Annotated in this window: 22 protein-coding genes and 2 tRNA genes; 12 read left to right on the top strand and 12 right to left on the bottom strand. The window is 52.3% G+C overall.

The features are described 5' to 3' along the window. Positions 1 to 72: 72 nt before the first annotated feature. Entirely contained in the window at positions 73 to 213 is a 141-nt protein-coding gene (locus tag OGV65_RS05260) for a hypothetical protein (protein WP_016152930.1), read from the bottom strand. A 331-nt stretch (positions 214 to 544) separates the two neighbouring features. Between OGV65_RS05260 and OGV65_RS05255 the strand changes: the two genes are divergently transcribed. Then, entirely contained in the window at positions 545 to 2,026 is a 1,482-nt protein-coding gene (locus OGV65_RS05255; protein ID WP_016152931.1) for an APC family permease, read from the top strand. 21 nt (positions 2,027 to 2,047) lie between these two features. Here the strand turns inward: OGV65_RS05255 and OGV65_RS05250 are convergent, their stop codons facing one another. Together OGV65_RS05250 and OGV65_RS05245 are read right to left on the bottom strand one after the other, a co-directional pair. Beyond that, on the bottom strand, positions 2,048 to 2,746 hold the full coding sequence (locus OGV65_RS05250) for a cache domain-containing protein (protein ID WP_286454692.1): 699 nt from the start codon (positions 2,744 to 2,746) through the stop codon (positions 2,048 to 2,050). 24 nt (positions 2,747 to 2,770) lie between these two features. Then, positions 2,771 to 3,496 carry a FadR/GntR family transcriptional regulator gene (locus OGV65_RS05245; protein WP_016156385.1) on the bottom strand — a complete coding sequence of 242 codons (726 nt, stop codon included), beginning with the start codon at positions 3,494 to 3,496 and terminating at the stop codon, positions 2,771 to 2,773. Positions 3,497 to 3,811: 315 nt separating this feature from the next. Here OGV65_RS05245 and OGV65_RS05240 point away from each other — a divergent pair, with 315 nt between their 5' ends. From OGV65_RS05240 to OGV65_RS05225, 4 genes are all read left to right on the top strand, one after another. Beyond that, the gene (locus tag OGV65_RS05240) at positions 3,812 to 5,239 is read left to right on the top strand and encodes a gamma-aminobutyraldehyde dehydrogenase (RefSeq protein ID WP_016152934.1); all 1,428 of its coding nucleotides are present in this window, start codon (positions 3,812 to 3,814) and stop codon (positions 5,237 to 5,239) included. Between the two features lie 11 nt (positions 5,240 to 5,250). Beyond that, positions 5,251 to 5,724 carry an ester cyclase gene (locus OGV65_RS05235; protein WP_016152935.1) on the top strand — a complete coding sequence of 158 codons (474 nt, stop codon included), beginning with the start codon at positions 5,251 to 5,253 and terminating at the stop codon, positions 5,722 to 5,724. An 88-nt stretch (positions 5,725 to 5,812) separates the two neighbouring features. Then, on the top strand, positions 5,813 to 7,705 hold the full coding sequence (locus OGV65_RS05230; protein ID WP_286454691.1) for a flavin monoamine oxidase family protein: 1,893 nt from the start codon (positions 5,813 to 5,815) through the stop codon (positions 7,703 to 7,705). A gap of 3 nt (positions 7,706 to 7,708) precedes the next feature. Continuing rightward, on the top strand, positions 7,709 to 8,917 hold the full coding sequence (locus OGV65_RS05225; RefSeq protein WP_286454689.1) for a c-type cytochrome: 1,209 nt from the start codon (positions 7,709 to 7,711) through the stop codon (positions 8,915 to 8,917). A 47-nt stretch (positions 8,918 to 8,964) separates the two neighbouring features. Here OGV65_RS05225 and pdxR read toward each other — a convergent pair whose 3' ends face one another. Beyond that, complete coding sequence (gene pdxR, locus OGV65_RS05220) at positions 8,965 to 10,440, bottom strand: MocR-like pyridoxine biosynthesis transcription factor PdxR (protein ID WP_286454688.1); 1,476 nt, start codon at positions 10,438 to 10,440, stop codon at positions 8,965 to 8,967. A 106-nt stretch (positions 10,441 to 10,546) separates the two neighbouring features. Between pdxR and puuE the strand changes: the two genes are divergently transcribed. The 4 genes from puuE to OGV65_RS05200 all read left to right on the top strand — a co-directional run bounded on the left by puuE (position 10,547) and on the right by OGV65_RS05200 (position 14,780). After that, positions 10,547 to 11,809: a 4-aminobutyrate transaminase gene (gene puuE, locus OGV65_RS05215; RefSeq protein ID WP_049281867.1), complete on the top strand. Its 1,263-nt coding sequence runs from the start codon at positions 10,547 to 10,549 to the stop codon at positions 11,807 to 11,809. A gap of 175 nt (positions 11,810 to 11,984) precedes the next feature. Beyond that, positions 11,985 to 13,040, top strand: coding sequence for an ABC transporter substrate-binding protein (locus OGV65_RS05210; protein WP_286454687.1), 1,056 nt, complete (start codon positions 11,985 to 11,987; stop codon positions 13,038 to 13,040). Next, the gene (locus tag OGV65_RS05205; RefSeq protein ID WP_047499609.1) at positions 13,027 to 14,031 is read left to right on the top strand and encodes a FecCD family ABC transporter permease; all 1,005 of its coding nucleotides are present in this window, start codon (positions 13,027 to 13,029) and stop codon (positions 14,029 to 14,031) included. Before OGV65_RS05210 ends, OGV65_RS05205 begins: the two co-directional genes overlap by 14 nt. Further along, entirely contained in the window at positions 14,028 to 14,780 is a 753-nt protein-coding gene (locus OGV65_RS05200) for an ABC transporter ATP-binding protein (RefSeq protein ID WP_047499607.1), read from the top strand. Before OGV65_RS05205 ends, OGV65_RS05200 begins: the two co-directional genes overlap by 4 nt. On the opposite strand, the gene OGV65_RS05195 is transcribed toward OGV65_RS05200, so the two are convergent. From OGV65_RS05195 to OGV65_RS05170, 6 genes are all read right to left on the bottom strand, one after another. After that, complete coding sequence (locus tag OGV65_RS05195) at positions 14,749 to 15,489, bottom strand: substrate-binding domain-containing protein (protein ID WP_141875522.1); 741 nt, start codon at positions 15,487 to 15,489, stop codon at positions 14,749 to 14,751. The two genes, OGV65_RS05200 and OGV65_RS05195, sit on opposite strands and share 32 nt — an antisense overlap. Positions 15,490 to 15,688: 199 nt before the next feature. Continuing rightward, a tRNA-Val gene (locus tag OGV65_RS05190) sits at positions 15,689 to 15,765 on the bottom strand. Between the two features lie 4 nt (positions 15,766 to 15,769). Then, a tRNA-Val gene (locus OGV65_RS05185) sits at positions 15,770 to 15,846 on the bottom strand. Positions 15,847 to 16,045: 199 nt separating this feature from the next. Beyond that, the gene (locus tag OGV65_RS05180; RefSeq protein ID WP_200046548.1) at positions 16,046 to 16,528 is read right to left on the bottom strand and encodes a glutathione peroxidase; all 483 of its coding nucleotides are present in this window, start codon (positions 16,526 to 16,528) and stop codon (positions 16,046 to 16,048) included. Positions 16,529 to 16,795: 267 nt separating this feature from the next. Next, positions 16,796 to 17,806, bottom strand: coding sequence for a type I glyceraldehyde-3-phosphate dehydrogenase (gap, locus tag OGV65_RS05175; protein WP_286454686.1), 1,011 nt, complete (start codon positions 17,804 to 17,806; stop codon positions 16,796 to 16,798). 78 nt (positions 17,807 to 17,884) lie between these two features. Next, positions 17,885 to 18,865: a GlxA family transcriptional regulator gene (locus OGV65_RS05170; protein WP_286454685.1), complete on the bottom strand. Its 981-nt coding sequence runs from the start codon at positions 18,863 to 18,865 to the stop codon at positions 17,885 to 17,887. Positions 18,866 to 19,113: 248 nt separating this feature from the next. On the opposite strand from OGV65_RS05170, the gene OGV65_RS05165 reads away from it, so the two are divergent. Further along, entirely contained in the window at positions 19,114 to 19,584 is a 471-nt protein-coding gene (locus OGV65_RS05165; RefSeq protein ID WP_053389357.1) for a GNAT family N-acetyltransferase, read from the top strand. A gap of 98 nt (positions 19,585 to 19,682) precedes the next feature. Here the strand turns inward: OGV65_RS05165 and OGV65_RS05160 are convergent, their stop codons facing one another. Then, positions 19,683 to 20,876 (bottom strand): MFS transporter, encoded by a 1,194-nt coding sequence (locus tag OGV65_RS05160; RefSeq protein WP_286454684.1) that lies wholly within the window; start codon positions 20,874 to 20,876, stop codon positions 19,683 to 19,685. Between the two features lie 141 nt (positions 20,877 to 21,017). Beyond that, positions 21,018 to 22,154 (bottom strand): alpha/beta hydrolase, encoded by a 1,137-nt coding sequence (locus OGV65_RS05155; RefSeq protein ID WP_286454683.1) that lies wholly within the window; start codon positions 22,152 to 22,154, stop codon positions 21,018 to 21,020. A gap of 172 nt (positions 22,155 to 22,326) precedes the next feature. On the opposite strand from OGV65_RS05155, the gene OGV65_RS05150 reads away from it, so the two are divergent. Next, positions 22,327 to 23,217, top strand: a complete 891-nt coding sequence (locus tag OGV65_RS05150; RefSeq protein ID WP_016152950.1) for a LysR family transcriptional regulator — start codon at positions 22,327 to 22,329, stop codon at positions 23,215 to 23,217. Positions 23,218 to 23,485: 268 nt separating this feature from the next. Next, a complete protein-coding gene (locus OGV65_RS05145; RefSeq protein WP_012291449.1) occupies positions 23,486 to 24,724 on the top strand; it encodes an IS110 family RNA-guided transposase in 1,239 nt (412 codons plus the stop codon). Positions 24,725 to 24,758 lie beyond the last annotated feature (34 nt).

The following is a 24,758-nucleotide window of genomic DNA, read 5'->3' as shown; positions in this document are numbered from 1 at the left end:
CAATGGGAAATGTAGATAAGAGGAGGGGCATAGTCTGGCGGTAAAAAAACCGGCATTGCGCCGGTTTGGAAATCAGATTTTACAGGCGTCGCCGCAGTCATTATCAGCAATAATGTCCTGCGCTTTCTTGTCTGCATCTTCCAGACGTTCAGCATTACGCTCTTGCGCTTCTTCCAGTCCATCAAAGACCAGATTATCGAGATCAATTTCCATCATTCACCTGCTCAGGTTCAGCGTTTAACATCACATTATTATATTGCAAAAATGTTGCTTAACAGCAGCGATTCTTGCTACTTAGCGTCGAACTCAATTCGGGGTGCCTGTTTACCCGCCAGTTGGCCAACAATTCGCCATTGCTAAAGAACCGTGAAGCGTAAATACCGAATAATGCTTGTGCCCTCGACTGTTTAATTCCCACCTTTTCATTAACGTGATGCGCGATCATTTTTAACAAATTAGCGACAAAATCACTATACATATAACTTAATATCTTTTATACATTAATTGTTCAACCCTGCGACTATTCCACAAAAGAGAAAGCTATATGGAACAGACACCTGATAAGAAAAACGATAATTTTCAAAAAGATGGCAAAGAACAGTTCAATCGCTCGATCGGTCTTATTTCAAACTTTGCGTTGGGTTTTACCTACCTTTCGCCGCTTACCGCCGTCTATTCGCTGTTTGCACTGGCCGTAACGCTGGCGGGGCCGCCCGCAGTCTGGTGGATTTTAATCGTCGCATGTGGACAACTTTTGGTGGCGTTGGTGTTTGGTGAGGTGGCTTCCCAGTATCCGATAACCGGCGGGCTTTATCCGTGGGCCAGAAGGTTATGGGGCAAGAAATATGCGTGGATCGCTGCCTGGATTTACCTGTGGGCCCTGGTGGTCACCATTACGTCAATCGCGGAATATACTTCAACATTTGTTGAGTCGCTCTTCCACTATGGTCAGACGCCAGCCACTATGTTGGCGACTTCCGTCCTGCTGCTGCTTTTGATGATGGCTGTTAATATGTCCGGGACTAAAAATCTGGCTCGGGTCGCAAAAATTGGCTTCTGGTGTGAAATCGTTAGCGTGATTGCGCTGGGAATTTATCTGCTGATATTCCACCGTTCGCAGCCATTCTCCGTAATTTTTGATTCGATGGGCGTGCTGGCGCATGACGGCAGCTATTCCACCGCATTTATGTCTGCCGCGCTGATGGGGCTGTTTATGTTCTTTGGCTTTGAGGCCTGCGGTAACGTTGCGGAAGAGGTACAGAATCCAAGTAAAAAGATCCCGGTTGCGATGATTTTAAGCATCGTATTTGGTGCGATTTCGGCGATTATTTCCGTCATGGGATACCTCCTGGCTTCACCAAATCTGGTCAGTATCGTGAATGGCAAAACGTCTGACCCGATTCCGGCCATCCTTAATGAAGCTCTTGGTGAAACTGGTGCAACTATCTTTATCATCGTCGCGATTGTGGCGATGCTGTCGTGCATTTTGTCTCTGCAGGCTGCGTTAAGCCGCCTTATCTTTTCTTTCTCCCGCGACAGAATGCTGCCGGGAAGTGAGTGGATGTCAAAGATCTCTAAAAATGGCGTTCCGGATAATGCCATGGTTGTTAGCTGTCTGCTGCCAGTCATCATCTGCGTTTGGGTCTATTTCCAGCCAGACAACCTGTCGCGTATTACCGCGTTTGCCGTCATCGGTATTTATATCTCGTTCCAGATGGTTGTGCTTGCCGCACTGCGCCAGCGCCTGAAAGGCTGGAAACCGGCCGGGGAGTGGACCATTGGCGGTTGGGGCGTGATTGTGAACGTGCTGGCGCTAGCCTATGGATTGTGTGGGATCTGGTTGTTGGCGCAACCGGCAGACAGCAGCGATTTCATCGACCGTTGGACGGTACTGTTCGGCCTGGCGATTGTCGTTGGCTCCGGGCTTATCTATATGTTCCTGACCCGACCGTTTGGTCGCTCTGCGGCACCGGAAAACGACGCCATTGCCTACGCTAACAAGCTGAATATGGGGCAGGATAACTAAACACTAAGGGCCTTCGGGCCCTTAGTTTTGATAGTGATAAAGGATAAAGTAGTCGCTCTGATAAACAACGGTACTGTTTGCGGGAGAGAGTAATTCACCCACGCGAAAACGTGGCCAACTGGAAAAGATAATTCTGTTTTCCAGATTGGTCAGAATGACATAGTCAGGATGAGCGCAGGAGAGCAGTTCGGCCTCAATCTGACTGACCAGCAGATCGACGGCGGCAACGCCAAGAAACTGATCGTTGTAGTAGATCGGCACTGCCGAGGTCAGGGTGTAGGAAATATTGCAGATGTAGTCGACGTAGGGACCGTGGATATAGGCTTTTCCTGCCGGAGGTGAGTGCTTAAACCACTCGAAGGTTCTGAAATCCAGACGTTGCTGGGTGGCCTGATCTAAATCGAGGTGCGCCTGACTCAAACCATTATCTTTCTTATACCACCATTCCAGCAGCCAATACTCTTTTGTGGTGGCAGTGCTCTCAATATGGCTGGCGAACCCGGCCCCTGAACAGTAATGATTGTTACTGAGGGTGCGCTTGATGTGTTGCTGAACGGTAGATCTCACCGATGGATCGAGGACAACTTCTGCTGAGGCCTTTTGCATCCCGGAAATCGCCTCATGGATGCTCCTCGCCAGCGCAACGGTAGAATCTACGGTAGAGGCGGTAATATCATCAATCTTACGAATTAATGCGCTTAAGGATGTCGAAGAGCTCATTGTCTGTCCTGCCTTCACTGATTGTCAGTTCGAGTTATATTTCAGCTTTTTTTCAATAAGGTAATAGGTAAACGTGTCGATGATCCGTGTGGCAAGCTGCACGGATTCTGCCTCGTTGTGAGCAGCCAGCGCATCGGCCAGTGCCGAGTAAAGCGCAATAATTTCGGCATGAATGTTGTCTGCGCGATAAAGTATCGCCACCAGCGATGCCCATTCAGCCTGGACCTGCAGCTCCTGATTGGCCAGTCGCGCCGAATGTGAACTGGCAGCTATCGCCAGTAGACAGCGCATATCGGCCTGGGTCATAAGCTCTGGTGAGTTTGCCTTGCTGAGCACCTCAACAAACTCGCGAAATTTGGCGATATCCGCGCCGGTCATCCGTCTGGAAGCCAGCCTTGCGCTATGGCTGATAATGGCGCAATGCATTTCGCCCAGGTCAGAAAGATAATCCGTACTGATCGCTTTGAACGGATGCAGGGCGCTGTTTTTGCCATCAATATTTTCGCAAACGAAGCTCCCGCCATTACGACCACGAACCGTATGGATAAGATTATTAGCCCGAAGCGTGTTTAGCGCTTCTCTGATAGTGATATGTGAGACACCCATCATCTTTGCCAAATCAGTTTCGTTGGGAAGCTGTTCTTTTGGCTCCAGCAACCCCGTGATAATGGCGTTTGACAGGCGCTGCACTATCTGGTCTGAACGACTGACCTGCCCGATAGGCGCAAATATGACCGCGTGAGTAATCATAATCTTTTCTGCACTCAATTCCCTGAAACAACGACCATTTTTAACACATGCCCGTCGGGCAAGGAAGGTAAGAATGGCCGAGTTATTTTACATGCCTATGCGCAACGTCACTGCACAAGCGGATGTGTGTCCCGATAACCTCATGATGAGCTGAGCATAAAGCCTCGGCTCACAATGAAAAGCCTTATCCCGAAAATGTAAAAATTAAGTTAAAAATGCGAGGCTTATCATAGTGTCAATGTTGCGCATTTGAAAATCTTTTACAATATATATATTACATAAGATTCTTTATGTATTAACGGGCGGGAGACAGACATGAAAACCCTGAAGCATTTTATTAATGGGCAATATGTAGCAGGTCGTAGCGAAGATACCTTCGAACTGGTGAGTCCGGTCGACGGCGAAACGTACGCATTATCACCCAACGCCAATGCGGAAGAGGTGGAGCAGGCCTACTCGGCGGCGGAGGCGGCGTTTAGCATCTGGCGAAAATCGACGCCGGCACAGCGGCAAAAGGCGTTATTGCAACTGGCAGATGAGATTGAACGAAACGTTGAGCGGCTGGTGAACGCGCAGAGTCAGGAGACCGGTCAGCTTCGCCATTTTATTGAGAAGGAAGAGATCGCGGCATCCTGCGATGCCATCCGCTTTTTTGCCGGTGCGGCGCGCTGTCTTGAAGGGAAAGCGGCAGGGGAATATTCCGCTGGGTTTACCTCGACTATCCGCCGTGAACCGCTGGGTATCGTTGGACAAGTCACGCCATGGAACTACCCGTTCATGATGGCGGTATGGAAGATTGCGCCAGCGCTGGCAGCAGGCAATACGGTCGTATTAAAACCCAGCGACACCACGCCGGTCAGCACGCTGCTGTTGGCTGAACTGGCCGCGCCGTTGTTCCCAAGAGGGGCGTTTAACGTCGTATTAGGTAAAGCCAGCACCGGTTCGCTGGTGGTTTCAAACCCGAAGGCCTCACTGGTTTCGATTACCGGTTCGGTCCGCGCGGGCCTACAGGTTGCGGCTTCGGCAGCGGCGAACCTGACCAAGGCGCATCTGGAATTGGGCGGGAAAGCGCCTGCGGTGGTGTTTGCTGATGCAGATATGGACAAGGCGATCGCGACGATCACCACGGCAGGTTTCTTCAATGCTGGCCAGGATTGCACGGCGGCTACGCGTATTCTGGTCGAACAATCCATCTACGCTGAATTCCTGGAAAAGCTGGTTCAGAAAACGAAGAGTATTAAATTTGGACCGCCAGCGGATCAGGCTGCGCTATATGGCGCATTGAACAGTAAAAACCAACTGGAGCAGGTGAAAGGCTTTATTGCGCGTTTACCGGCACATGCAAAAATTGAAACGGGTGGGCGTGCCGGGCCAGGTCCGGGCTTCTATTTTGAGCCGACGATCGTCTCCGGATTGCATCAACATGACGAAGCTATTCAGCATGAAGTATTTGGACCGGTAATGACTATTCAGCCGTTTTCGACTGATGAAGAGGGTCTACACAAAGCGAATGATGTGGAATATGGTCTGGCCGCCAGCGTCTGGACCAGTAACCATGGTCGCGCACAGCGCTTCAGCATTGACCTCGATTTTGGCACCGTGTGGATTAACAATCATATTCCTCTGTGCGCCGAAATGCCGCACGGCGGGTTCAAAAAATCGGGTTATGGCAAAGATCTCTCATCCTATTCGCTCGAAGAATATACCCGGGTGAAACATATCATGTGTGACATTTCTGAATAGAGAGGATGTCGATGAAAACATTAAACATAGCGGTGCTTTCATTCGTGATGTTCTCGGGCTATAGCCTGGCAGAAAGCACATCGCTGAATACCGTTAAAGAGTACATGGCGGCCTGGAATGCACACGATGCTTCGCGAGCCGCGCAATATCTTGCTGATGACGCAGTCTATTATGATGCCGCCGCTGGCGAACCGATAAATGGCAGAGAAAAAGCTGAAAAAGAGGTTATCGGTGCCTTTATTAAGGCGGTGCCAGATCTGAGCTGGAAAATGGTCGGCAAACCCGTTTACGACGAAGATACCGTGGCGTTTCGTTGGGAATTTTCAGGCAAAAATAGTGGCGAATGGGCAGGGAGTCCGCCGACAAATAATCCGATAAAATTTGAAGGTGTCAGCTATATTCATGTTAAAGCAGGTAAAATCACCTGGCAAGGCGATTATTATGATTCTAAAAAACTGGATGAAGAATTAAAGCCAGGGAAATAGTCGGCTGTACCCCTTTATTACTATGAAGGGGGACATCTCTTATTTGTGTCGTATTTAGGGCAGTGTGTAGCAATAAGGAAAAAAGTTAATGGCAATTACCAGACGTGATTTTCTCAACGGCGTCGCGGTTACTATTGCGGCGGGGCTTACCCCGCTGGAATGGGTCAGGGCGGCAGGAAAGGGAAACGCATTTATAGATGGAAATTATTATCCGCCAGGGCTGACGGGGCTGCGGGGTAATCATCCTGGATCGTTTGAAATGGCGCATGCAGTAGGCCGCGAGCATAAACATTTTGATTTAAACGCTCTGCCCGTTGAGGAAGAGTATGATCTGGTGATTGTGGGCGGCGGTATTAGCGGGCTGGCTGCCGGTTGTTTCTGGCGCCAGCTTGCCGGGCAAAATAGCCGGATCCTGATCCTCGATAACCATGACGATTTTGGCGGACACGCCAAACGTAACGAATTTACGAGCTCAGGTAAGAAATTACTCGGCTATGGCGGCAGCGAAGCATTCCAGTCGCCCGCGCACAATTTCAGCCCTGAGGTGCAAAAACTGATGGAAACCGTGGGCGTCAGCGTCACGCGGTTAAAAGAGAGTTTTGACGTAAACTTCTACCCCGACTGGCAGCTCAGTCGCGGTGTTTTCTTCGACAAAAAGAATTTTGGCGAGACAAAAATCGTCAGCGGCGATCCGGGGCGCGCGGTATCTGATGATATCCCGCCGAACAGGCTCAATGGCCGTAAAATTGAAGACTTTATCAATGATTTTCCGCTAAGTGAGCACGACCGAAAGGCGTTGATCGACCTGCACGTCCATCCTGGCGACTATCTTCTGGGCATGACGGTCGATGAGAAAATGGAATGGCTGGATACCCACAGCTACAGTGAATTTTTGGCCACAAAAGTTGGTTTGAGCAAAATGGCGCTGCTCTATTTTCAGCAGCGTTCTAATGACTTCTTTGCCATCGGCATTGAAGGCATTTCCTGTAGCGATGCCAGAGCGTGCGCATTACCCGGCATGGAGGCGCTGGGAATACCGCCGTTGGACGGCGAGTCGCTGGCCGACCTCGAAGAGCCGTATGTTTACCATTTCCCTGACGGTAACGCCGGGCTGGCCCGACTGTTAGTCAGGTATATGCTGCCGGATGCGCTACCGGGTAACACGATGGAAGACTCTGTCCTTGCCAGACTGCATTACGAAAAGCTGGATCTGCCGGAAAACACCACGCGCTTGCGTCTGAATAGCACGGTGATTAATGCGGCCAACACAAAGGATGGCGTGGTGGTGACCTATCTGCGTGACGGCAAAATGCATCGCGTGCGCGGTAAAAACACCATCATGGCGGGCTATAACATGATGATCCCGTATCTGGTGCCTGAGATGCCGGAACAGCAGCAGGCGGGTCTCAAACTGAACGTGAAGGCACCGCTGGTGTACACCAATGTGGTGGTCAAAAACTGGCAGGCGTTCAAACAGCTTGGCGTGCATGAATTTTACTCTCCGGCGGCACCTTACAGCCGGATTAAGCTCGACTATCCGGTCAGCATCGGCGGGTATCAACACCCGGCCTCACCTGACGAACCGATGGTCATTCACATGGTCTATGTGCCTACTTATCCGGGCAGTAATCTGTCGGCCAGAGAGCAATTCCGTCTGGGGCGAGCGTATTTACTGGGGACCACATTTGCGACGCATGAGGAGATGATTCGCTCCCAGTTGCAGGAAATGTTTGGCTCAACGGGCTTTGATAATCAACGCGATATCTCCGCCATTACGGTTAACCGCTGGGCGCATGGCTATGCGTATTACGCCAACGCGTTGTTCGATGATATGGATAAAATGCCAGAAATTATCGAGCGGGCGCGTCAGCCAGTTGGTCGCATTGCCATCGCTAATTCCGATTCTGACTGGGGCGCTTATGCCCATACGGCCATCGACCAGGCATGGCGTGCGGTTAATGAACTCAAGGATATGGGGTGATCTATGCGTAATGTAACCGTTCTTGCCGCCTGTTTGTTTACCGCCTCTGTGAGTGCAGCGGAATCTAATGGCGAATATATCGCCCGTATCTCTGACTGTGTGGCCTGTCATACCACCGAAGGGGGGGCGGCGATGGCGGGTGGCAAAAAGTTTCCTACTCCGGTAGGGGATATTTATTCGACCAACATTACCCCAGACAAGACCCAGGGTATTGGTAATTACTCATACGAGGATTTTGACAAGGCCGTACGTCAGGGAATTGCCAAAGATGGTCATCCGCTCTATCCGGCCATGCCTTATCCCTCTTACGCGAAACTTTCTGATGACGATGTAAAGGCGTTGTATCGCTATTTTATGCATGATGTCACCCCCTCTGCGCAGCCCAATAAAGAGAATGCCATTCCGTGGCTACTCTCCGCCCGCTGGCCGCTGCATATCTGGAACTGGCTGTTTACCGACGCGCCAGCGACGACTGTAGAGCGTGCGAAAACGGATGACAACGCTGCGTTGGTAAAACGGGGCGCTTATCTGGTGGAAGGTCCCGGACACTGCGGTTCTTGCCATACCCCGAGAGGCATGGCGATGAACGAAAAAGCGTATACCAATGCTGATGCCGAGTACCTGAGCGGCGCGATGATCGACGGCTGGTATGCGCCTTCGCTGCGCGGTACGGGAATGTCTGAGCAGGAATTAAAATCGCTGTTGCTGACCGGTAAAAGCAAGCATGCCGCGGTTTCAGGTTCGATGGCTGAAGTCGTTACGCAGAGTACACAGTACCTGACCGATGACGATGCCACGGCGATCGCGCAATATCTGCTGAGCCTGAAAAGCGAGAAGCCTGAAATGGTGCGCGCAGCGGCAACTACGGTGTCCTGGTCGAATTCATCCGAGGCGGGCAAAGTGACCTATAACCGCTACTGCTCCACCTGTCACGGTCTGGAGGGGAAAGGTACGGATGATAACGTCCCTTCTTTGATCAACAATCCGTTGGTGATGGTTGATGACCCGACGCCGCTGTTCAGAGTGATTGCCCACGGCGCAGAAACACCGACAACGCGTGGTAGCGTCTCCTTTAAGATGCCGGCTTACGGTGGCATGTTAAGCGACAACGAAATGCGCGACGTGATTAATTACGTGCGTAAAAGTTGGGGAGAAGGGAACGGCGAAGTAAGCCAGAAGGACCTGGCAGGAATTAAAAAAGCGTCACATTAAACAGCATGTCGGATGGACAAGGTGCTTGCCGCGCCATCCGGCAGTGCTTAAACGGCGTTTACTCTGATAATACCCACCAGTCGGGTAAACGCCGCCGCCATTTCATGCTCTTCGATACTGGCAAATCCCAGCAGCAGGCCGCTGCGTTTCTCTTCATTCACGTAGTAGCGAGACAGCGGGCGCACCAGCAGCCCTCGCGCATTTGCCTGTTTGGCAATAACAACGTCATCGCTCCCGACGGGCAACTGTAGAATCATGTGCAGCCCGGCGTTGCTGCTGAAGGAGCCAAGATACTGCTCGCCCAACTGGCGGCTGATAAGCTCCACCAACGTCTGGCGGCGACGACTGTATAACTGGCGCATTTTACGAATGTGCGCCGCGTAGTAACCCTCGCGGATAAACTCCGCCAGCGCTGCCTGAATCAGCAAATGTCCACCACGATAGAGGTCGTTATGAACCTTCTTCAGCGGCGCGGCGAGCGGTTTGGGCAGTACCACATAACCGAGCCGCAGTGCGGGATAGAGTGTTTTACTGAATGTCCCGATATAGATGACCGGCGTCTCTTCTTCCAGTCCCTGCAATGATGGAATTGGCTGGCCGGAAAAGCGAAATTCGCTGTCGTAGTCATCTTCCACTATCCAGCTTCGCGTTTCACGTGCGCGAAAGAGAAGTGCCCGACGGCGGTTGAGGCTCATTACCGAACCGAGCGGATATTGATGTGACGGTGTCACAAAAATCAGCTTTGGCGCAGATTCGCCAGCCTCCGGCGGCACCATACCTTGTTCATCAACCGGGATCGCCGAAAAGTTAACCGCATTGATGCGCAGAATATTTTTGATTCCCCAGTAGCCCGGCTCCTCAATCCAGGCGTTATCCCCCGGGTTGCATAGCGTCCGGGTCACCAGATCCAGCGCCTGGTGAATACCTTCAGTAATCAGAATTTGCTCCGGTGAACACCGCACCCCGCGTGCGGTGCGCAGATAGTCTGCCAGCGCTTCTTTCAGCTCAGTCACGCCGCCTGCGGCATCGTAAGTGAGAAACTCCGGGCGCAACCGTCTCGCCAGCCGATCCTGAATTTTTTTGAGCACCCGGTGAGGGAAATGCTCCACATCAGGCACGCCTGGAATAAATGCGCCCCATTGACGAGGGCTGGCGCTGGCATGACCCAGCAGCTCAAGGCAGCGGGCAGATAAGCGGGTGTGATCCTCCAGTGTGGCGGCAACGGGCTCTTTGTGGGGACGCAGGTCAAGATTGTCCAGCACGCTGTCGGTGACAAATGTGCCGCTGCTGGTGCGCGCAGAAATATAACCTTCGGCCTGCAATTGCTCGTAAACCCGCAGGACGGTATTGCGTGATAGCGTCAGTTCGCCTGCCAGGTCACGCGACGGAGGCATTCGGGTCGCCGGTTTCAGGCTACCTTCGAGGATGCAACTGCAGATGGCGGCATACAGGCGACGATGCAGCTTTTCATCGGTCTGCTGGCTAAATGCCTGCTTGATCACATCTCCGGCAAGTGAACGCATTTGGATCCTTAAAATAAAACGATTTGGCTCTCGATTAAAGTACCAGATGGCGTCTAAATTTAAAGGGTAATTCAACCTAAATGTATTAATGGACAAGGTGTAGAGAATGAACAATAAAAACCTGCAACAACGTCGTCTGGATGCCACCCCGCGTGGCGTGGGTGTAATGTGTGATTTTTATGCCCAGTCAGCAGAAAACAGCACAATTACCGATATCGAAGGCAATCAGTACATTGATTTTGCCGCCGGGATTGCCGTGCTGAACACCGGACACCGTCATCCTCGCCTGGTGCAGGCAGTCGAAGCGCAACTGCAGGCTTTTACCCATACGGCTTATCAGATTGTCCCGTACGAAAGCTATGTGTCTTTGGCGGAGAAAATCAACGCCGTTGCGCCAATCGACGGCAAGCGCAAAACCACATTCTTCACCACCGGGGCTGAAGCGGTCGAAAATGCGGTGAAAATTGCGCGCGCACATACCGGCCGTCCTGGCGTTATTGCTTTTGGCGGCGGTTTTCATGGGCGTACCTACATGACGATGGCGTTAACCGGCAAGGTGGCACCGTATAAAAAAGGGTTCGGCCCGTTCCCTGGCTCCGTTTACCACGCACCGTATCCTTGCGAGTTGCAGGGGATTTCTACGGCGGACTCCATCAAAGCGATTGAGCGCCTGTTTAAAGCCGATATCGATCCCACCCAGGTCGCGGCGATTATTTTCGAACCCGTCCAGGGCGAAGGGGGCTTCGTGGTGGCGCCGCCGGAGTTTGTGGCTGCCATCCGCCGTATTTGCGACGAGCATGGCATCGTGATGATCGCCGATGAGGTGCAAAGCGGGTTTGCCCGTACGGGCCAGTTGTTTGCGATGGACCACTACGCTGACAAAGCTGACCTGATGACTATGGCAAAAAGCCTTGCGGGCGGCATGCCGCTGTCTGGCGTCGTGGGCAAAGCTGAAATTATGGATGCGCCTGCGCCGGGTGGTCTGGGCGGAACCTACGCCGGAAACCCGCTGTCAATTGCGGCAGCTCATGCGGTGCTGGATATCATTCGTGATGAACAGCTGTGCCAGCGTGCGGCAGCTCTCGGCGAACAATTGCGCGCCACTCTGACTGACGCGCAAGCCGGGTGTCCTGAACTGGCCGAAGTGCGCGGCTTAGGCTCTATGATCGCCGCTGAATTCCGTGACGCAGCGACGGGAGAACCCAACGCAGCCGCCGCACAACGCGTGCAGAAGAAAGCCCTTGAGCAAGGATTACTGCTGCTGACCTGTGGTCAGTATGGCAACGTTATTCGCTTCCTTTATCCGCTGACGATCCCGCAGGATCAGTTCGCCAAAGCGCTCGATATCATTAAAGCGGCAACCAAATAATCCGTTAGTCATCGTGTTACCCACAGCCGACGGTGGTCATCACCGTCGGCTTTTTTGTCGGCATAAATTGATCTTCCTCGTGTGTCGTGCGGTATTTATCGCGAATGGGTTGCCTGTTATATCGTTATGTAATTTAATACACATCGTTTTTACCCCGCTATCCAGATGGTATCCCATGTTAACTTTCCACTCTTTTGTGCTGGTATGCGCCAGCATGTTGTTTGCGTTTTCTGCCCAGGCCGACCGTACGATCACCGACCAGCTTGGTCGTCAGGTCACGATTCCGGACCACGTCGACAAAGTGGTCGTGCTGCAACACCAGACGCTGAATATTCTGGTCCAGCTTAATGCTCAGCAGGACATTATTGGCGTGATGTCGAGCTGGAAAAAACAGCTCGGGCCTGAGTTTGCGCGCTTTATGCCGACAATTGCCACATTGCCGACGCCGGGCGATCTCACCAGCGTGAATATCGAAAGCCTACTGGCGATTCATCCACAGGTGGTTTTTGTCGCCAACTATGCGCCAGCGGAGATGATCCAGCAGATTCAGAACGCCGGTATTCCGGTCGTGGCAATCTCATTGCGCAAGGATGCAGCCGGGCAACAGAATAAAATGAACCCGACCATGGCCGATGAAGAGCAGGTCTACAACGAAGGGTTAAAGCAGGGGATTCGCCTGATTGCGGACGTCGTGGGGCGCAAACCGCAAGCGGAGACGTTGATCGACTACGTTTTTGCGGCGCGGGCAAAATTCAATGCGCCGGTCGCAAAAATCCCGGATGCGCAAAAAGTCCGTATTTATATGGCTAACCCCGACCTGATGACTTACGGCTCCGGGAAGTACACGGGACTCATGATGCAGCACGCGGGTGGGCTAAACGTGGCGGCTGCCAGTGTGAAAGGCGCCCGTCAGGTTGCGCTGGAACAGGTATTGGCGTGGAACCCGCAGGTAATTTTTGTTCAGGATCGCTACCCGCAGGTGGTAACGGAGATCCAAAACGATCCTAACTGGCAGGGGATTGATGCGGTGAAAAATCATCGCGTCTGGTTGATGCCTGAGTACGCCAAAGCCTGGGGCTATCCGATGCCTGAAGCGTTGGCGATTGGTGAGCTGTGGATGGCCAAAAAACTGTACCCGGACGCCTACAAAGACGTGGATGTTGATGCGCAGGCGCAAGACTACTATCAGCGTTTTTATCGTGTGAACTGGCAGCCTGATGCAGTTAAGTAAGCGCATTTTACTCCAGCAACCACTCTTAATCGCGACGGTCCTGTTGCTGGGCCTTGGTTCGTTGTGCCTCGGACAATATCCGCTGTCGTTAAGAGAAGTCTTTTATCACCTGATGCACTATAGCGACGCTGAAGGGATTGCCGGTCAGGTTATCTGGACGGTCAGGCTACCGCGAATTCTGATGGCGCTGCTAGCGGGTGGGGCGTTGGGGTTATGTGGCGCGACGCTGCAAGGGGTATTTCATAATCCGCTGGTCGACCCGCATATTATTGGCGTGACGTCCGGGGCCGCTTTTGGCGGAACGCTGGCTATTCTGCTCGGCCTGTCGCCGTGGTTGATGATGGGTTCAACGTTTTTCTTCGGTCTGACGGCGCTGGTCCTGGTGTATGCCATTGCTGCGCTGCAGGGGCTGGAGAATACGCTGGTGCTGATCCTGTCGGGTATCATTTTGAGTGGTTTTTTTGCCGCGCTGGTGAGCCTGATTCAGTATCAGGCTGATACCGAAGAAACGTTACCCAATATCGTGTTCTGGCTGCTCGGCAGCTTTGCGACGGCTAACTGGCATAAAGTTCTGCTGTTGGCGATTCCAGTCGGTATCGCTGCGACAGTTTTGTATCAGCTACGCTGGCGGATAAACCTGTTATCACTCAATGATAAAGATGCCCGATCGCTAGGCGTCGCGGTGGTTCCTCTGCGACGCAGCGTTTTGCTGTGCTGCGCTTTTTTAGTTGCCGCTCAGGTAGCGGTCAGCGGCAGTATCGCCTGGGTTGGGTTGGTTATTCCGCATCTGGCGCGTTTGCTGGTGGGGGTTGATCATCGTCGTCTACTGCCGTGCGCCTTCTGGATGGGAGGCGGTTTTATGATTGTGGTGGATGATATTGCGCGTACCCTGATGCACGCGGAGATACCGCTTGGGATCATCACCGCATTATTCGGCGCGCCGCTGTTTGCTTTTTTACTCATCCGCTCCAGCCGCCGGGGGACATCATGAAACCTGCCGCATTGCGTGTAAATACGCTTACCTATGGGTATCGCGCGCCGCTATTTGAGCCGCTTACATTCAGTTGCCAGAAAGGTGAGATCTGGGCTGTGCTGGGACGTAACGGCCTGGGTAAAAGTACGCTGCTCGATACGCTAACCGGCACGCTACCAGCTTTGGACGGCAGCATTGAAATTGACGGCGGGATAGGGATTGTGGCGCAGCATTGCCACCTGCCATTTCCTTATACGGTGAGCGACGTGGTGCTGATGGGGCGGGCACAGCACGTGAAGCTTTTTGCGCAACCCAGCCAGCAGGATCAACAAAGAGCGACCCAGGCGCTGGAGCAGTTAAATATTGCCCAGCTTGCTTCCCAGTCGTTTAGCTCACTTTCCGGGGGTCAACAGCAACTGGTGATGATAGCCCGGGCGCTGGTGACGGAGTGTCAAACGCTGCTGCTTGATGAGCCGTGCTCCGCGCTGGATCTCGCCAATCAGCAGGTGGTGCTTCAGCTCATCAGCGATCTGGCCCATCTACAGGGATGCAGCATTCTTTTTTCGACCCACGATCCGCTGCATGCGTTACAAATAGCCACCCATACTTTGCTGCTGCTCCCCGAAGGAAAATGGCGGGCAGGGCCAACGGACAGCATTGTGACGGAAGAGAATCTGTTCCTGGCCTATGGCTTACCGCTGCGAAAACTCAGTGTAGAGAACCACCCGACGCCGTTTATCGCACCGCTGTTTTCTGTTCGTCGTTAAGAGGTAAGAACCCGGCGGCGGTAAGAAACGCCTGACCGCCGTTGGAGAGCATGAATTTAACCAGCGACATCACCTCGTTGGATGCCTCGAGCACCGCCAGTTGGTATTCGCAGCGAATATTGTGCTCATCAGGGATAGCTACATAATGCACGTCGGCTTGGGCGCGCAGCGTATTCGCGTAATGCGCGTAGCCGATAAACAGATCGGCCAGTCCCTGGCGAAGGATCCAGGCGCTCGCCAGTTCACCAGACGGGATTTTCACCGTATCACGCCCACCAACCAGCGGGATGGCGCGCGCCCGAAGCTGTTGTCCGAGTCCTGGCTCCAGTACATCCATATTGTCGAAAAATGCCCAGGTATAGTCTCCGGAAGGGTCGCAGCCGGGCGTGGATGTACCTATTCTTAGCGTTGGGTCGCGGAGCAAATCCAGCCAGGCGCCGTTTCGGTTGCTGACCAGACTCAGTTGATTCCAGCTAAAGGTCTGCGTGAGGACAGCTTTTTGCAAAGCCAGCAGGCGTTGCGGGTGCTCCCGATTGGCTGAGGCAAAGAGCGCACACGGTTCACCGGCTTCAATACGCTCGCGTAATAAACCGGCCGGACCATATTCCACCTTCACGTCTATTCCGCTATGGCGCGAGAACTGGCTTATCAAAGGGGCAAATGCCAGGCGTAAACTGCCCGCGGCAAACAGAATAATGGAAGAGGGCATGGTATCCGATCTCTGACGAAAAAGGGTTTGCGAAGAGGATAAATGATACGCGCTGAGCATAGCGTTTAGAAGGCTTTGGCGCATCGCTTTGTGCCAGCATCATACGGAGTAATGATTAAGCTTAAGGCTACGAACAGGGGAATAAAAAGAAATTATGAGGTGTAACGAAGGGAAATAGCACCAAATCATAGAAATAATTTGGTGCGTCCGAGTGGACTCGAACCACCGACCCCCACCATGTCAAGGTGGTGCTCTAACCAACTGAGCTACGGACGCAAGATGGTGCGTTCAATTGGACTCGAACCAACGACCCCCACCATGTCAAGGTGGTGCTCTAACCAACTGAGCTATGAACGCAACGTTGTAGGTGACAACGGGGACGAATATTAGCGGCACAGACCGAATGAGGCAAGAGGGAAATAGCATTTTTCTTCCTGAACTCACGCGATTGCAGAGTAATTAAGCAAGTTGATTATATTTTGTTGATTTTGCAGCGTGTTTTTTATTCAGACAGTGCGCTGGTGCATAATGGGGACGGTTTGAATGACAGGTGCGCTCAGACTTTAAGCGCAGCAAGGATCGTGGTTTCTATTTTCTCAGGGGTAGTGAACGGCGCAAAACGCTTGAGCGGTTTGCCGTCACGTCCGATCAGGAACTTAGTGAAATTCCACTTGATACGCCCACCCAGCACGCCGGGTAATTCGTTTTTCAGGTAACGAAACACCGGATGCGTAGCCGCACCGTTGACTTCCACTTTCTCAAATATCGGGAAGCTCACACCGTAGTTGATGTGACAGGTTTGCGAGATTTCGTCGGCCCCGCCGGGCTCCTGATTACCGAACTGGTTGCAGGGGAAACCAAGCACCACCAGACCCTGCGCGGCGTACTTCTTGTAAAGCGCTTCGAGGCCTGCATATTGCGGCGTGAAGCCACAATGGCTGGCAGTATTGACCACCAGAACCAGTTTGCCAGCGTAGTCGGCCATAGAGACGGGCTCACCATGCAGACGGGTGGCTGTAAGTTGATAAAAGGTGATCATGCCGGAATCCTCAAATAAGATCGCGTTACTCATTTTATTATGGTCGCAACTGTCTGATTAATAAACTGACCGTTGAAGTGCTGGCGATTTATTATTTTGTCGGGTTATCGCTAACGTTTTTAAACGCGTCACCCTAGCAGCATCGTAAGGTGAAGACTAAAAATGGGGGACGTGACGTTGTGGGCGATTGTCACTGGGACAAACACGTAACAGATATAAAAAAATCCACGCCTGGCGTGGATTTAGAGAGAGTGTGAGAGCAGGGGATTAACGTTCGTGCCTTGCCATTAGCAGTGCCAGGTCGACGAGGCGATTAGAGAATCCCCATTCGTTGTCGTACCACGCCAGAATTTTGACCATATTCCCGCCAATCACCAGCGTTGACAGGCCGTCGATGATGGATGAGCGCGGGTCACCCTGGTAATCGCTTGAGACAAGCGGTTCATCGCTATAGCCGAGGATCCCTTTCAGTGGCCCTGCCGCGGCGGCGTCACGAAACGCATTATTGACCTCCTCTGCTGTAACATCCCGCTCAAGCGTTACGGTCAGGTCGACAATGGACACCACCGGAACCGGTACGCGCAGCGAGTAACCGGTTAAGCGACCACCCAGCTCCGGGATGACTTTGCCAAGCGCCTTCGCGGCACCGCTGGAGTAGGGGACAATCGACAATGCAGCGGCGCGGGCACCACGAAGATCTTTTTCCGGCTGGTCGTGCAGCGCCTGGCTGTTGGTATAGGCGTGGGTGGTATTCATCAAACCATGCCTAATGCCGAAATGTTGGTGCAAAACCTGTGCGGCAGGTGCCAGACCGTTAGTGGTGCAGCTACCGTTGCTGACGACAAAGTGTTTATCCGCGGAGTAGAGGTGATCGTTAACGCCCATCACGATGGTTAAATCATCGTTCTTACTGGGGGCGGAGATAATCACTCGTTTTGCGCCACCGCTGTGGATATGCACCGCCGCCTTGTCACGTTCAGTGAAGAAGCCGGTTGCTTCAACGACAATATCGACTTCACGCTGACGCCATGGGATGTTGGCTGGATCGCGTTCACTGAACACGGTGATAGATTTACCGTTAACCACCAACTGCCCCTCACCGGCGGTGACGTCGGCGTCGAGTTTACCGAGCAGCGAGTCGTATTTCAGCAGATGCGCCAGCGTTTTACTGTCTGTCAGATCGTTGATTGCCACGATCTGAATCTCCGGGTTACCCAGTGCAGCACGCAGTACGTTACGTCCGATACGGCCAAAACCGTTAATACCGACCTTTACCATGATGAACTCCTTATCTGTTGTCTCTGGAGTAAATTTAGGCCGGTCACGAGTTGGCGTAAATGACAAATAAGGATCACTTTACGCCATTTTACGACAGTGAAAGCGCTGACGATATTCACCAGGCGTCAGGTGAAGCTGTTTTTCAAACAGCCGTCGCAGGTTAATGCTGCTACCAAATCCTGTTTGTTCGGCGATACGCTCCAGCGTCTCGCTGGTCTGCTCCAGACGCTGTCGTGCAGCGGCCAGACGGGCTTCGGCCACATAGCGTGCCGGTGATGCGCCCGTTTCCCGGGTAAACACGCGGGTGAAATTACGTGGGCTCATGGCGACTTTTTCCGCCAGTTTATCCACACTGAGATCGGCGGTGAGGTTCTCAAGCAGCCAGGCGAGCAGATCGTTAATCGGGCCCAGGGTGCTGGTCTGCTGAAGGTTGTAGCGGCTAAACTGGAGTTGTCCCCCGGGACGGCGCAGGTACATGACGAAATCCTGAGCGACGTCGCGCGCCAGACTGAAGCCGTAATCCTCTTCAACTAACGCTAACGTCAGATCAAAGCCGGAACTGACGCCACCTGATGTCCAGATGTGTTCGTCCTGGATATAGAGCGGACCGCTTTCGACGCGCACCTTAGGGAATTCTGCCTGCATGGTTTCCAGTAGCTTCCAGTGGGTGGTGGCTCGTCTGCCGTCCAGCAGCCCGGTTTCTGCCAGCAGCATCGCGCCGCCGCAAATGGATGCAATGCGGCGGGCGTGGGGAGCGGCAAGGCGTAGCCAGTCAACCACCGCAATCCCTTCCTGCGGGCTTTGACCTCTGCCAGTGATGATGATGGTATCGAGAGGTTCGCGAGGGTCTATCTCATGTAGGCGATGATCTGCCAGTAGATTTAGGCCGGACTGACCATGGATCACCTGATGCGGTTGCGTTGTCGCTAACTGAACCTGGTAACACGTCTTCGTAGCGCCTTTGGGATGCAGGCGGTTGGCCTGCATCAGAATGTCGGCAATACCGGCGGACTCAAACAGCATACCGCCATCGGGAACAATAATGAGTATCTTCTTCATGTCCTGAAAAGTAATCTTTTTACACAATAAGTCAATATTACATACTCAACTGGAAAAAGCCTTACCCGTGGCGTAGCGACATTACCGCCACTGGTCGATGGTTTGATGTTGACTCAACGGCGTTGCCTGAGCATCTCCCTTGATTAAGAATAGCGTTGCATTGATCCATTAAACTCACCGCGAGGAGCTGACGCTCCGCTGCACCAAAAATGGACTTGTTCTACAAGTCACTCTCCTGACGAGGTCTTATGAAAATCAGAAGGTTTAGTAATGGAGATGAAATTTCGTTGTTCAGCGTCTTTTTATCTTCTGTACATACCCTCGCATCACACTACTACACACAGGAACAAATAGATGCGTGGGCCCCAACGGATATCGACCCGGAACAATGGGCCAATCACATGAAGGAATTACGCCCCTTTGTTGTTGAAGTGGATGGTGAAATAGCTGGATATGCAGATGTTCAGCCAAATGGGTACATTGACCATTTCTTTGTCTCGGGAACCTACCCGAGACAGGGAGTAGGGACACTATTGATGAATCGCATTCATGAAGAAGCCAGACAACGTGGAATTGATGAACTGACTTCAAATGTCAGTAAGGCTGCGGAGGCGTTCTTTCTACGACACGGTTTTCATGTTGTGGAACGTGGGTTTCCTGCCTGTCGCGGAGTGACATTACAAAATGCACTGATGCGAAAATATTTGGTGAAAAAATAGAAGATATTTGGGCTAAAGGCCCGCGATCAGCGAGGGCGGACACTCGGCTCTCTGCCGTATGCCATGACAGAGAGCACGCCAGAAATGAATGGATAGTTCTAGTTTGCTTTGCTGTTTTGACGGGATGTGACAATCGTCATTGCTGCCGCCGCCAGAAGTAAGAAACCACTCAAGCCAAAAGTACTGCGCCATCCCAGAGTGTCGAATACCAACCCACCTGCCGTTGAACCCAGGGCAATCGATAGCTGGATCACCGCAACCATTAAGCCACCACCCGCCTCTGCATCTTCGGGTAGTGCCCGCGCTATCCATGTCCACCATCCCGTTGGCGCAGCCGTTGCTAGTAGTCCCCACAGGCTGAGCAATACGGCAACAGCCCAGATGCTGTGTCCAACCAGCAGTAACGCCCCGGCAGTCACTGCCATAAGCAGGGGGATCATGATTAAAGTCTGATAAAAACTTGTGTTCAGGAATATTGATACGGCCAGTGTGCCGACAAAACCCGCCACGCCTATTGCGAGCAAAATCAGAGAGAGACAAGAAGGGCCTACGCGGGTTACGGTCTCAAGAAAGGGGCGCACGTAGGTAAATAAGGCAAATTGCCCCATGAAGAAGAATCCGCAGGCCAGAAGTCCCGCAGGGACAATGGTGATGCGGAACAGACGATGCATAGATCTCTGGGATTTTTGTTTTTTATCGCTTTCCATCAATGGCAGGCTGACCCACTGCCAGATGAACGCGGCTATAGCCAGGGGAACGAGGCATAAAAAAGCCCCTCGCCAGCCCACGGTCGTCCCCAGATAGCTGCCAAGCGGTGCCGCTACAACGGTAGCCAGCGCGTTCCCACCGTTAAAAATCGCCAGCGCGCGGGGAACCTGATGCTGCGGAACGAGCCGAATGGCGGTTGCAGCAGACATGGACCAGAATCCACCAATGACCACCCCAAGCAGGGCCCTCCCCAGGATATAAACCGGGTAGCTGGGTGCCAGGGCGACGACTATCCCCGATATGGCCATTAAAACCGTCAGCCCCTGCAGGAGATGTTTTCGGTTCAGATCTCCGGCAATATGGGAGATAGTCAGGCTGGTAATGACCGCCAGCGCGCCAGAGATTGCAATTCCCTGGCCAGCCAGCCCTTCGGTAATGTGTAAATCACCGGCAATAAGCGTAAGCAGGCTGACCGGCATAAACTCGGAAGCGATCAGCACAAACACGCACAGCGTCATGGCAAACACGCCCCCCCAATGCGCATGCTTTTTTTCGTAATGCGGTTTTAGTCTTACTGTGGACATTATCAGATCTCTTAATATCGAATCGGCCAGGTTCAGGCGCAGTCCGGACAGACGTCATTCAGGAAATCACGTCAAAACATGGATGAAAATGATCTGCAGGCGATTTACAGCCGCCTGCAAATATCAGGCGGCTTGGGGCGGTTATCTTAGGTTGGTATTGAAAAACTGCTCAAATTTAGCAAACGGAATCTTACCCGCAGCGTTGTCGTACAGATCAACATGATTTGCCCCAGGGACAATCACCAGCTCTTTCTCATTGCTGCCGATCGCCCTAAAGGCATCTTCAGCAAAATAGCGTGAATGGGCTTTTTCGCCGGTCACGATAAGCGTGGGGATAGTGACTTCATTGGCATAGCTCAGCAGCGGCATATTCATAAATGACAGCGGCATCGTCGCATTCCAGGCCCCGGTTGAGTTGACCGAACGCGCATGGAAACCACGCGGCATGCGATAATAATCAAAGAATTCTTTCAGAACCGGATTGGGATTTGCGGGTAACGTTTCTGGCAGAATACGTTTCGACGTACTGACGTCCCCCTTTTCATCAACATAAATGTCATGCCCGCCGGGCGCGAAAGCTCCGTTCTTCGCATCTTCCCAGCGCTGTGCGTTCAGATACTGTAATACGGCGCGACGATCCGCAGTGGTATAACGGTCTTTACCATCACCTACGCCATGCCCCATCGCACGGCTCATGTCATACATCACACTGGTCGCCACCGCTTTCACGCGGGTATCCATCGCGGCGTCGTTTAAGGCCATCCCGCCCCATCCGCAGATACCCAGTAATCCTATACGATTTCGATCAACCTCATTTTGCAGGCCAAGGAAATCAACAGCCGCGCTGAAATCCTCGGTGTTGATATCCGGAGAGGCAACGTTACGCGGATAGCCACCGCTTTCCCCCGTATATGAAGGGTCAAAAGCCAGGGTAACAAATCCCTGCTCAGCCAACGTCTGCGCATACAGACCGCTGGACTGCTCTTTCACCGCGCCGAAAGGCCCGCTGATGGCAATGGCCGCCAGTTTGCGCTCGCCGCGATCCTTTGGAATGTAGAGATCACCGACCAGGGTGATCCCGAAGCGGTTCTGAAAGGTCACTTTACGGTGATTGATTTTCGTACTTTTAGCGAAGGTTTTATCCCATGTCTCGACCAGTGAAACTGGCGCGTTCGGATTGGTTGTATTGGCATAACTCATCGTTGTAACTCCACTTAATGATGCGCAGAGCAGCATGGCTGGTATCGCGGCTGTCAGTTTTTTGGTGAAGGCAGTCATCAAAATCCCCTCATAAAACGTGATAGATACAGGTTTCATACGGACAACACTGCTGTGCTTTGTTGCAATGCGAGCATTATAGTGAGCAGTAATAGTGCTTATTAGAGGGGTAAAATTGCTAGAATTAATACCATATTGTTCTAAATGGTGATGCGATAGCGAGGGAAACGTGATGGCGAAACGGGAAAACTATAATGATTTATACCTGTTCATGCAGGTGGTGCGGGAAGGGAGTTTTACCGCTGCGGCGCAACGACTCGGCCTGGCACAATCAGGTATAAGCCGTTCTGTACGCGAACTTGAAGAAAGACTGGGCGTTCAGCTTCTGGCTCGCACTACGCGTAGGCTATCGCTCACACATGCCGGCGAACAGCTCTACCGGACCATTGAGTCAGGATTCGACGCTTTAGATATGGGGCTTGCCACGCTGGCCCATTATCGCCAGTCCCCGTCAGGTACGGTACGGATTAATGCCAGTCAGCACGCTATTGATAAACTGCTCCTGCCAAAGCTTGCGGTGTTTAAGCAACGCTATCCTGACATCCGGCTGGAACTCATTAGCGAAAGTCGGTTTGTCGATATTATTGCGGAAAGATTCGATGCCGGTGTACGTCTCGGACCGGAAGTTGGCGGTGGCATGATAGCGGTCCGTATTTCCCCCGACATGGAGATGGCCATTGTTGGTACGCCAGAACACTTTCGCCGCTATGGCTTTCCACAAGTCCCGGCAGATTTGGCGGTTCATCCCTGCATCGCTTATCAATTTGGCGATGGAAGCCTCTATACATGGGAGCTTCAACAGGATGGTAAAAAAATAACGCATCAGCCGCAGGGACAATGGGCTTTTGCTGACAGTTATATGGAAGCCAAAGCCGCCAGACTGGGGCTGGGGCTGGCTTATGTTCCGGAAGAACTGGTGTCCGATGATTTAGAAGAGGGTTCGCTCATCAGAGTTTTACAACGCTACAGTCAACGCCTGGAAGGCTCATTTCTCTATTATCCGCACCGCAATGTGTCTCCCGCTCTGCGAGCAGTTATCGATACACTGAGAATTTATGAATGAAGGCCAGGCTGCACACGTGTCAGGGTAACGGGTCTGAGCGAGGTATAGTCATTCGCACCCTGAGAATTACACTTTGAAGTGATTCAGGGTATGCGCTTACTGGTTACGAATATTGAGCGAGAATCATGCGATGATCGCCGCTTTTCTTTCGAGCCAGTAGGTGCTCCACGTTCGCTAACGAATACTCAGGGCATGCAGATAACTGCTGGCTATATTTCTTTCGAAGAGCGTGGAATGCATACCAATCCCCGATAAAAAGGAGTTGGTGATGACTGAGACTAATCAATTTGCTGCGCACGTTGGTCTGGACTGGGCAGATAAAAAGCACGATGTCTGTGTTCAGTTTAAAAACGGTGAACGCACATTCCATGTGATTGAACATACGCCGGAAGCGCTTGATGTCTGGCTTACCGAGTTACACCAGAAGGTAAAAGGCAGGATCGCTATCGCCGTTGAGCTGAAGAAAGGTCCCGTGGTGTATGCTCTTCAGAAATATCCATTTATCACCGTTTTCCCCGTCCACGCTTTGTCTCTGGCTCGTTACCGGCAAGCCTTCTCGCCCAGCGGTGCTAAAGATGACCCGCAGGATGCCGAGCTGGCATTAGAGTTAATGCTGCGTTATCCCCAAAAGATAAAAGCCATTGAACCCGACAATGCCGATATCCGGTTACTCCAGCAACTGGTTGAGCAGCGTCGTCAGTTGGTTGAAGATAAGCGCCGTTTTGTGAACCGGCTAATCAACACACTCAAACAGTATTATCCTCAGCCCCTGGAGTGGTTCTCACATCGGGGTAGCTTGCTATTGTGTGAACTGATTATGCGATGGCCCAGTCTGCAACAACTAAAACGAGCCAGGCGAGACACGATCCGCAACTTTCTCAATGCCAAAGGTGGCCGCGCAATGGCCCTTACCGAGCAGCGTGTTGTGAGTATTGATAACGCCATTCCGTTGACGACAGACCCGAGTGTTATAGAGGCTAATGCTTTGATGGCAACAGCACTGGCGACACAAATTAAAGTCGTGAGTGAAATCATCAAAACCTATGACGAACGAATCGAAACGCTGTTTGACACATTGCCAGATTCGGGGCTGTTCAAATCACTTCCGGGCATGGGGCCGTGTTTGGGACCACGAATGCTTGCTGCACTTGGTGATAACCGTGACCGGTTTAACAGCGCTGAAGAAATTCAAAACTACGCAGGTATTGCACCGGTGACAGAACGAAGTGGCCAGAAATCCTGGGTTCACTGGCGATGGCAGTGTGCCAAGTTCGTCCGGCAAACCTTTGTTGAATGGGCTGCCAAGACGGTTAACTCATCATACTGGGCCAGACTTTATTATCGGGGACTGCGAGAAAAAGGAAAATCTCACCAGTCTGCAATCCGGGCTCTGGCCTTCAAATGGATAAGGATCATTTACCGCTGCTGGAAGACCAAGACCCAGTACGATGAAGCGAAGTATTTGCTGGCACTGGAAGCGCGAAAGTCGCCCTTACTGAAGCCATAAAAAAGCTTGTCGAATGTCTCAGGGCGTGAAGCGG

This window comes from Citrobacter sp. Cb004, assembly GCF_030337065.1.
Lineage (GTDB): Bacteria > Pseudomonadota > Gammaproteobacteria > Enterobacterales > Enterobacteriaceae > Citrobacter > Citrobacter braakii.
The sequence above is the reverse complement of the archived record's forward strand: the minus strand, read 5'-3'. Positions and strand labels throughout refer to the sequence as shown.

What these genes read in the sequence shown, in the direction of transcription:
- OGV65_RS05150 (WP_016152950.1), top strand. Translation starts at nt 22,327, where the DNA reads ATGGCGAAACGGGAAAACTATAATGATTTATACCTGTTCATGCAGGTG.
- OGV65_RS05210 (WP_286454687.1), top strand. Translation starts at nt 11,985, where the DNA reads ATGTTAACTTTCCACTCTTTTGTGCTGGTATGCGCCAGCATGTTGTTT.
- OGV65_RS05205 (WP_047499609.1), top strand. Translation starts at nt 13,027, where the DNA reads ATGCAGTTAAGTAAGCGCATTTTACTCCAGCAACCACTCTTAATCGCG.
- OGV65_RS05255 (WP_016152931.1), top strand. Translation starts at nt 545, where the DNA reads ATGGAACAGACACCTGATAAGAAAAACGATAATTTTCAAAAAGATGGC.
- OGV65_RS05200 (WP_047499607.1), top strand. Translation starts at nt 14,028, where the DNA reads ATGAAACCTGCCGCATTGCGTGTAAATACGCTTACCTATGGGTATCGC.
- pdxR (WP_286454688.1), bottom strand. Translation starts at nt 10,440, where the DNA reads ATGCGTTCACTTGCCGGAGATGTGATCAAGCAGGCATTTAGCCAGCAG.
- OGV65_RS05145 (WP_012291449.1), top strand. Translation starts at nt 23,486, where the DNA reads ATGACTGAGACTAATCAATTTGCTGCGCACGTTGGTCTGGACTGGGCA.
- OGV65_RS05155 (WP_286454683.1), bottom strand. Translation starts at nt 22,154, where the DNA reads ATGACTGCCTTCACCAAAAAACTGACAGCCGCGATACCAGCCATGCTG.
- OGV65_RS05240 (WP_016152934.1), top strand. Translation starts at nt 3,812, where the DNA reads ATGAAAACCCTGAAGCATTTTATTAATGGGCAATATGTAGCAGGTCGT.
- OGV65_RS05225 (WP_286454689.1), top strand. Translation starts at nt 7,709, where the DNA reads ATGCGTAATGTAACCGTTCTTGCCGCCTGTTTGTTTACCGCCTCTGTG.
- puuE (WP_049281867.1), top strand. Translation starts at nt 10,547, where the DNA reads ATGAACAATAAAAACCTGCAACAACGTCGTCTGGATGCCACCCCGCGT.
- OGV65_RS05170 (WP_286454685.1), bottom strand. Translation starts at nt 18,865, where the DNA reads ATGAAGAAGATACTCATTATTGTTCCCGATGGCGGTATGCTGTTTGAG.
- OGV65_RS05160 (WP_286454684.1), bottom strand. Translation starts at nt 20,876, where the DNA reads ATGTCCACAGTAAGACTAAAACCGCATTACGAAAAAAAGCATGCGCAT.
- OGV65_RS05195 (WP_141875522.1), bottom strand. Translation starts at nt 15,489, where the DNA reads ATGCCCTCTTCCATTATTCTGTTTGCCGCGGGCAGTTTACGCCTGGCA.
- OGV65_RS05165 (WP_053389357.1), top strand. Translation starts at nt 19,114, where the DNA reads ATGAAAATCAGAAGGTTTAGTAATGGAGATGAAATTTCGTTGTTCAGC.
- OGV65_RS05250 (WP_286454692.1), bottom strand. Translation starts at nt 2,746, where the DNA reads ATGAGCTCTTCGACATCCTTAAGCGCATTAATTCGTAAGATTGATGAT.
- OGV65_RS05245 (WP_016156385.1), bottom strand. Translation starts at nt 3,496, where the DNA reads ATGATTACTCACGCGGTCATATTTGCGCCTATCGGGCAGGTCAGTCGT.
- OGV65_RS05235 (WP_016152935.1), top strand. Translation starts at nt 5,251, where the DNA reads ATGAAAACATTAAACATAGCGGTGCTTTCATTCGTGATGTTCTCGGGC.
- gap (WP_286454686.1), bottom strand. Translation starts at nt 17,806, where the DNA reads ATGGTAAAGGTCGGTATTAACGGTTTTGGCCGTATCGGACGTAACGTA.
- OGV65_RS05230 (WP_286454691.1), top strand. Translation starts at nt 5,813, where the DNA reads ATGGCAATTACCAGACGTGATTTTCTCAACGGCGTCGCGGTTACTATT.
- OGV65_RS05180 (WP_200046548.1), bottom strand. Translation starts at nt 16,528, where the DNA reads ATGATCACCTTTTATCAACTTACAGCCACCCGTCTGCATGGTGAGCCC.
- OGV65_RS05260 (WP_016152930.1), bottom strand. Translation starts at nt 213, where the DNA reads ATGGAAATTGATCTCGATAATCTGGTCTTTGATGGACTGGAAGAAGCG.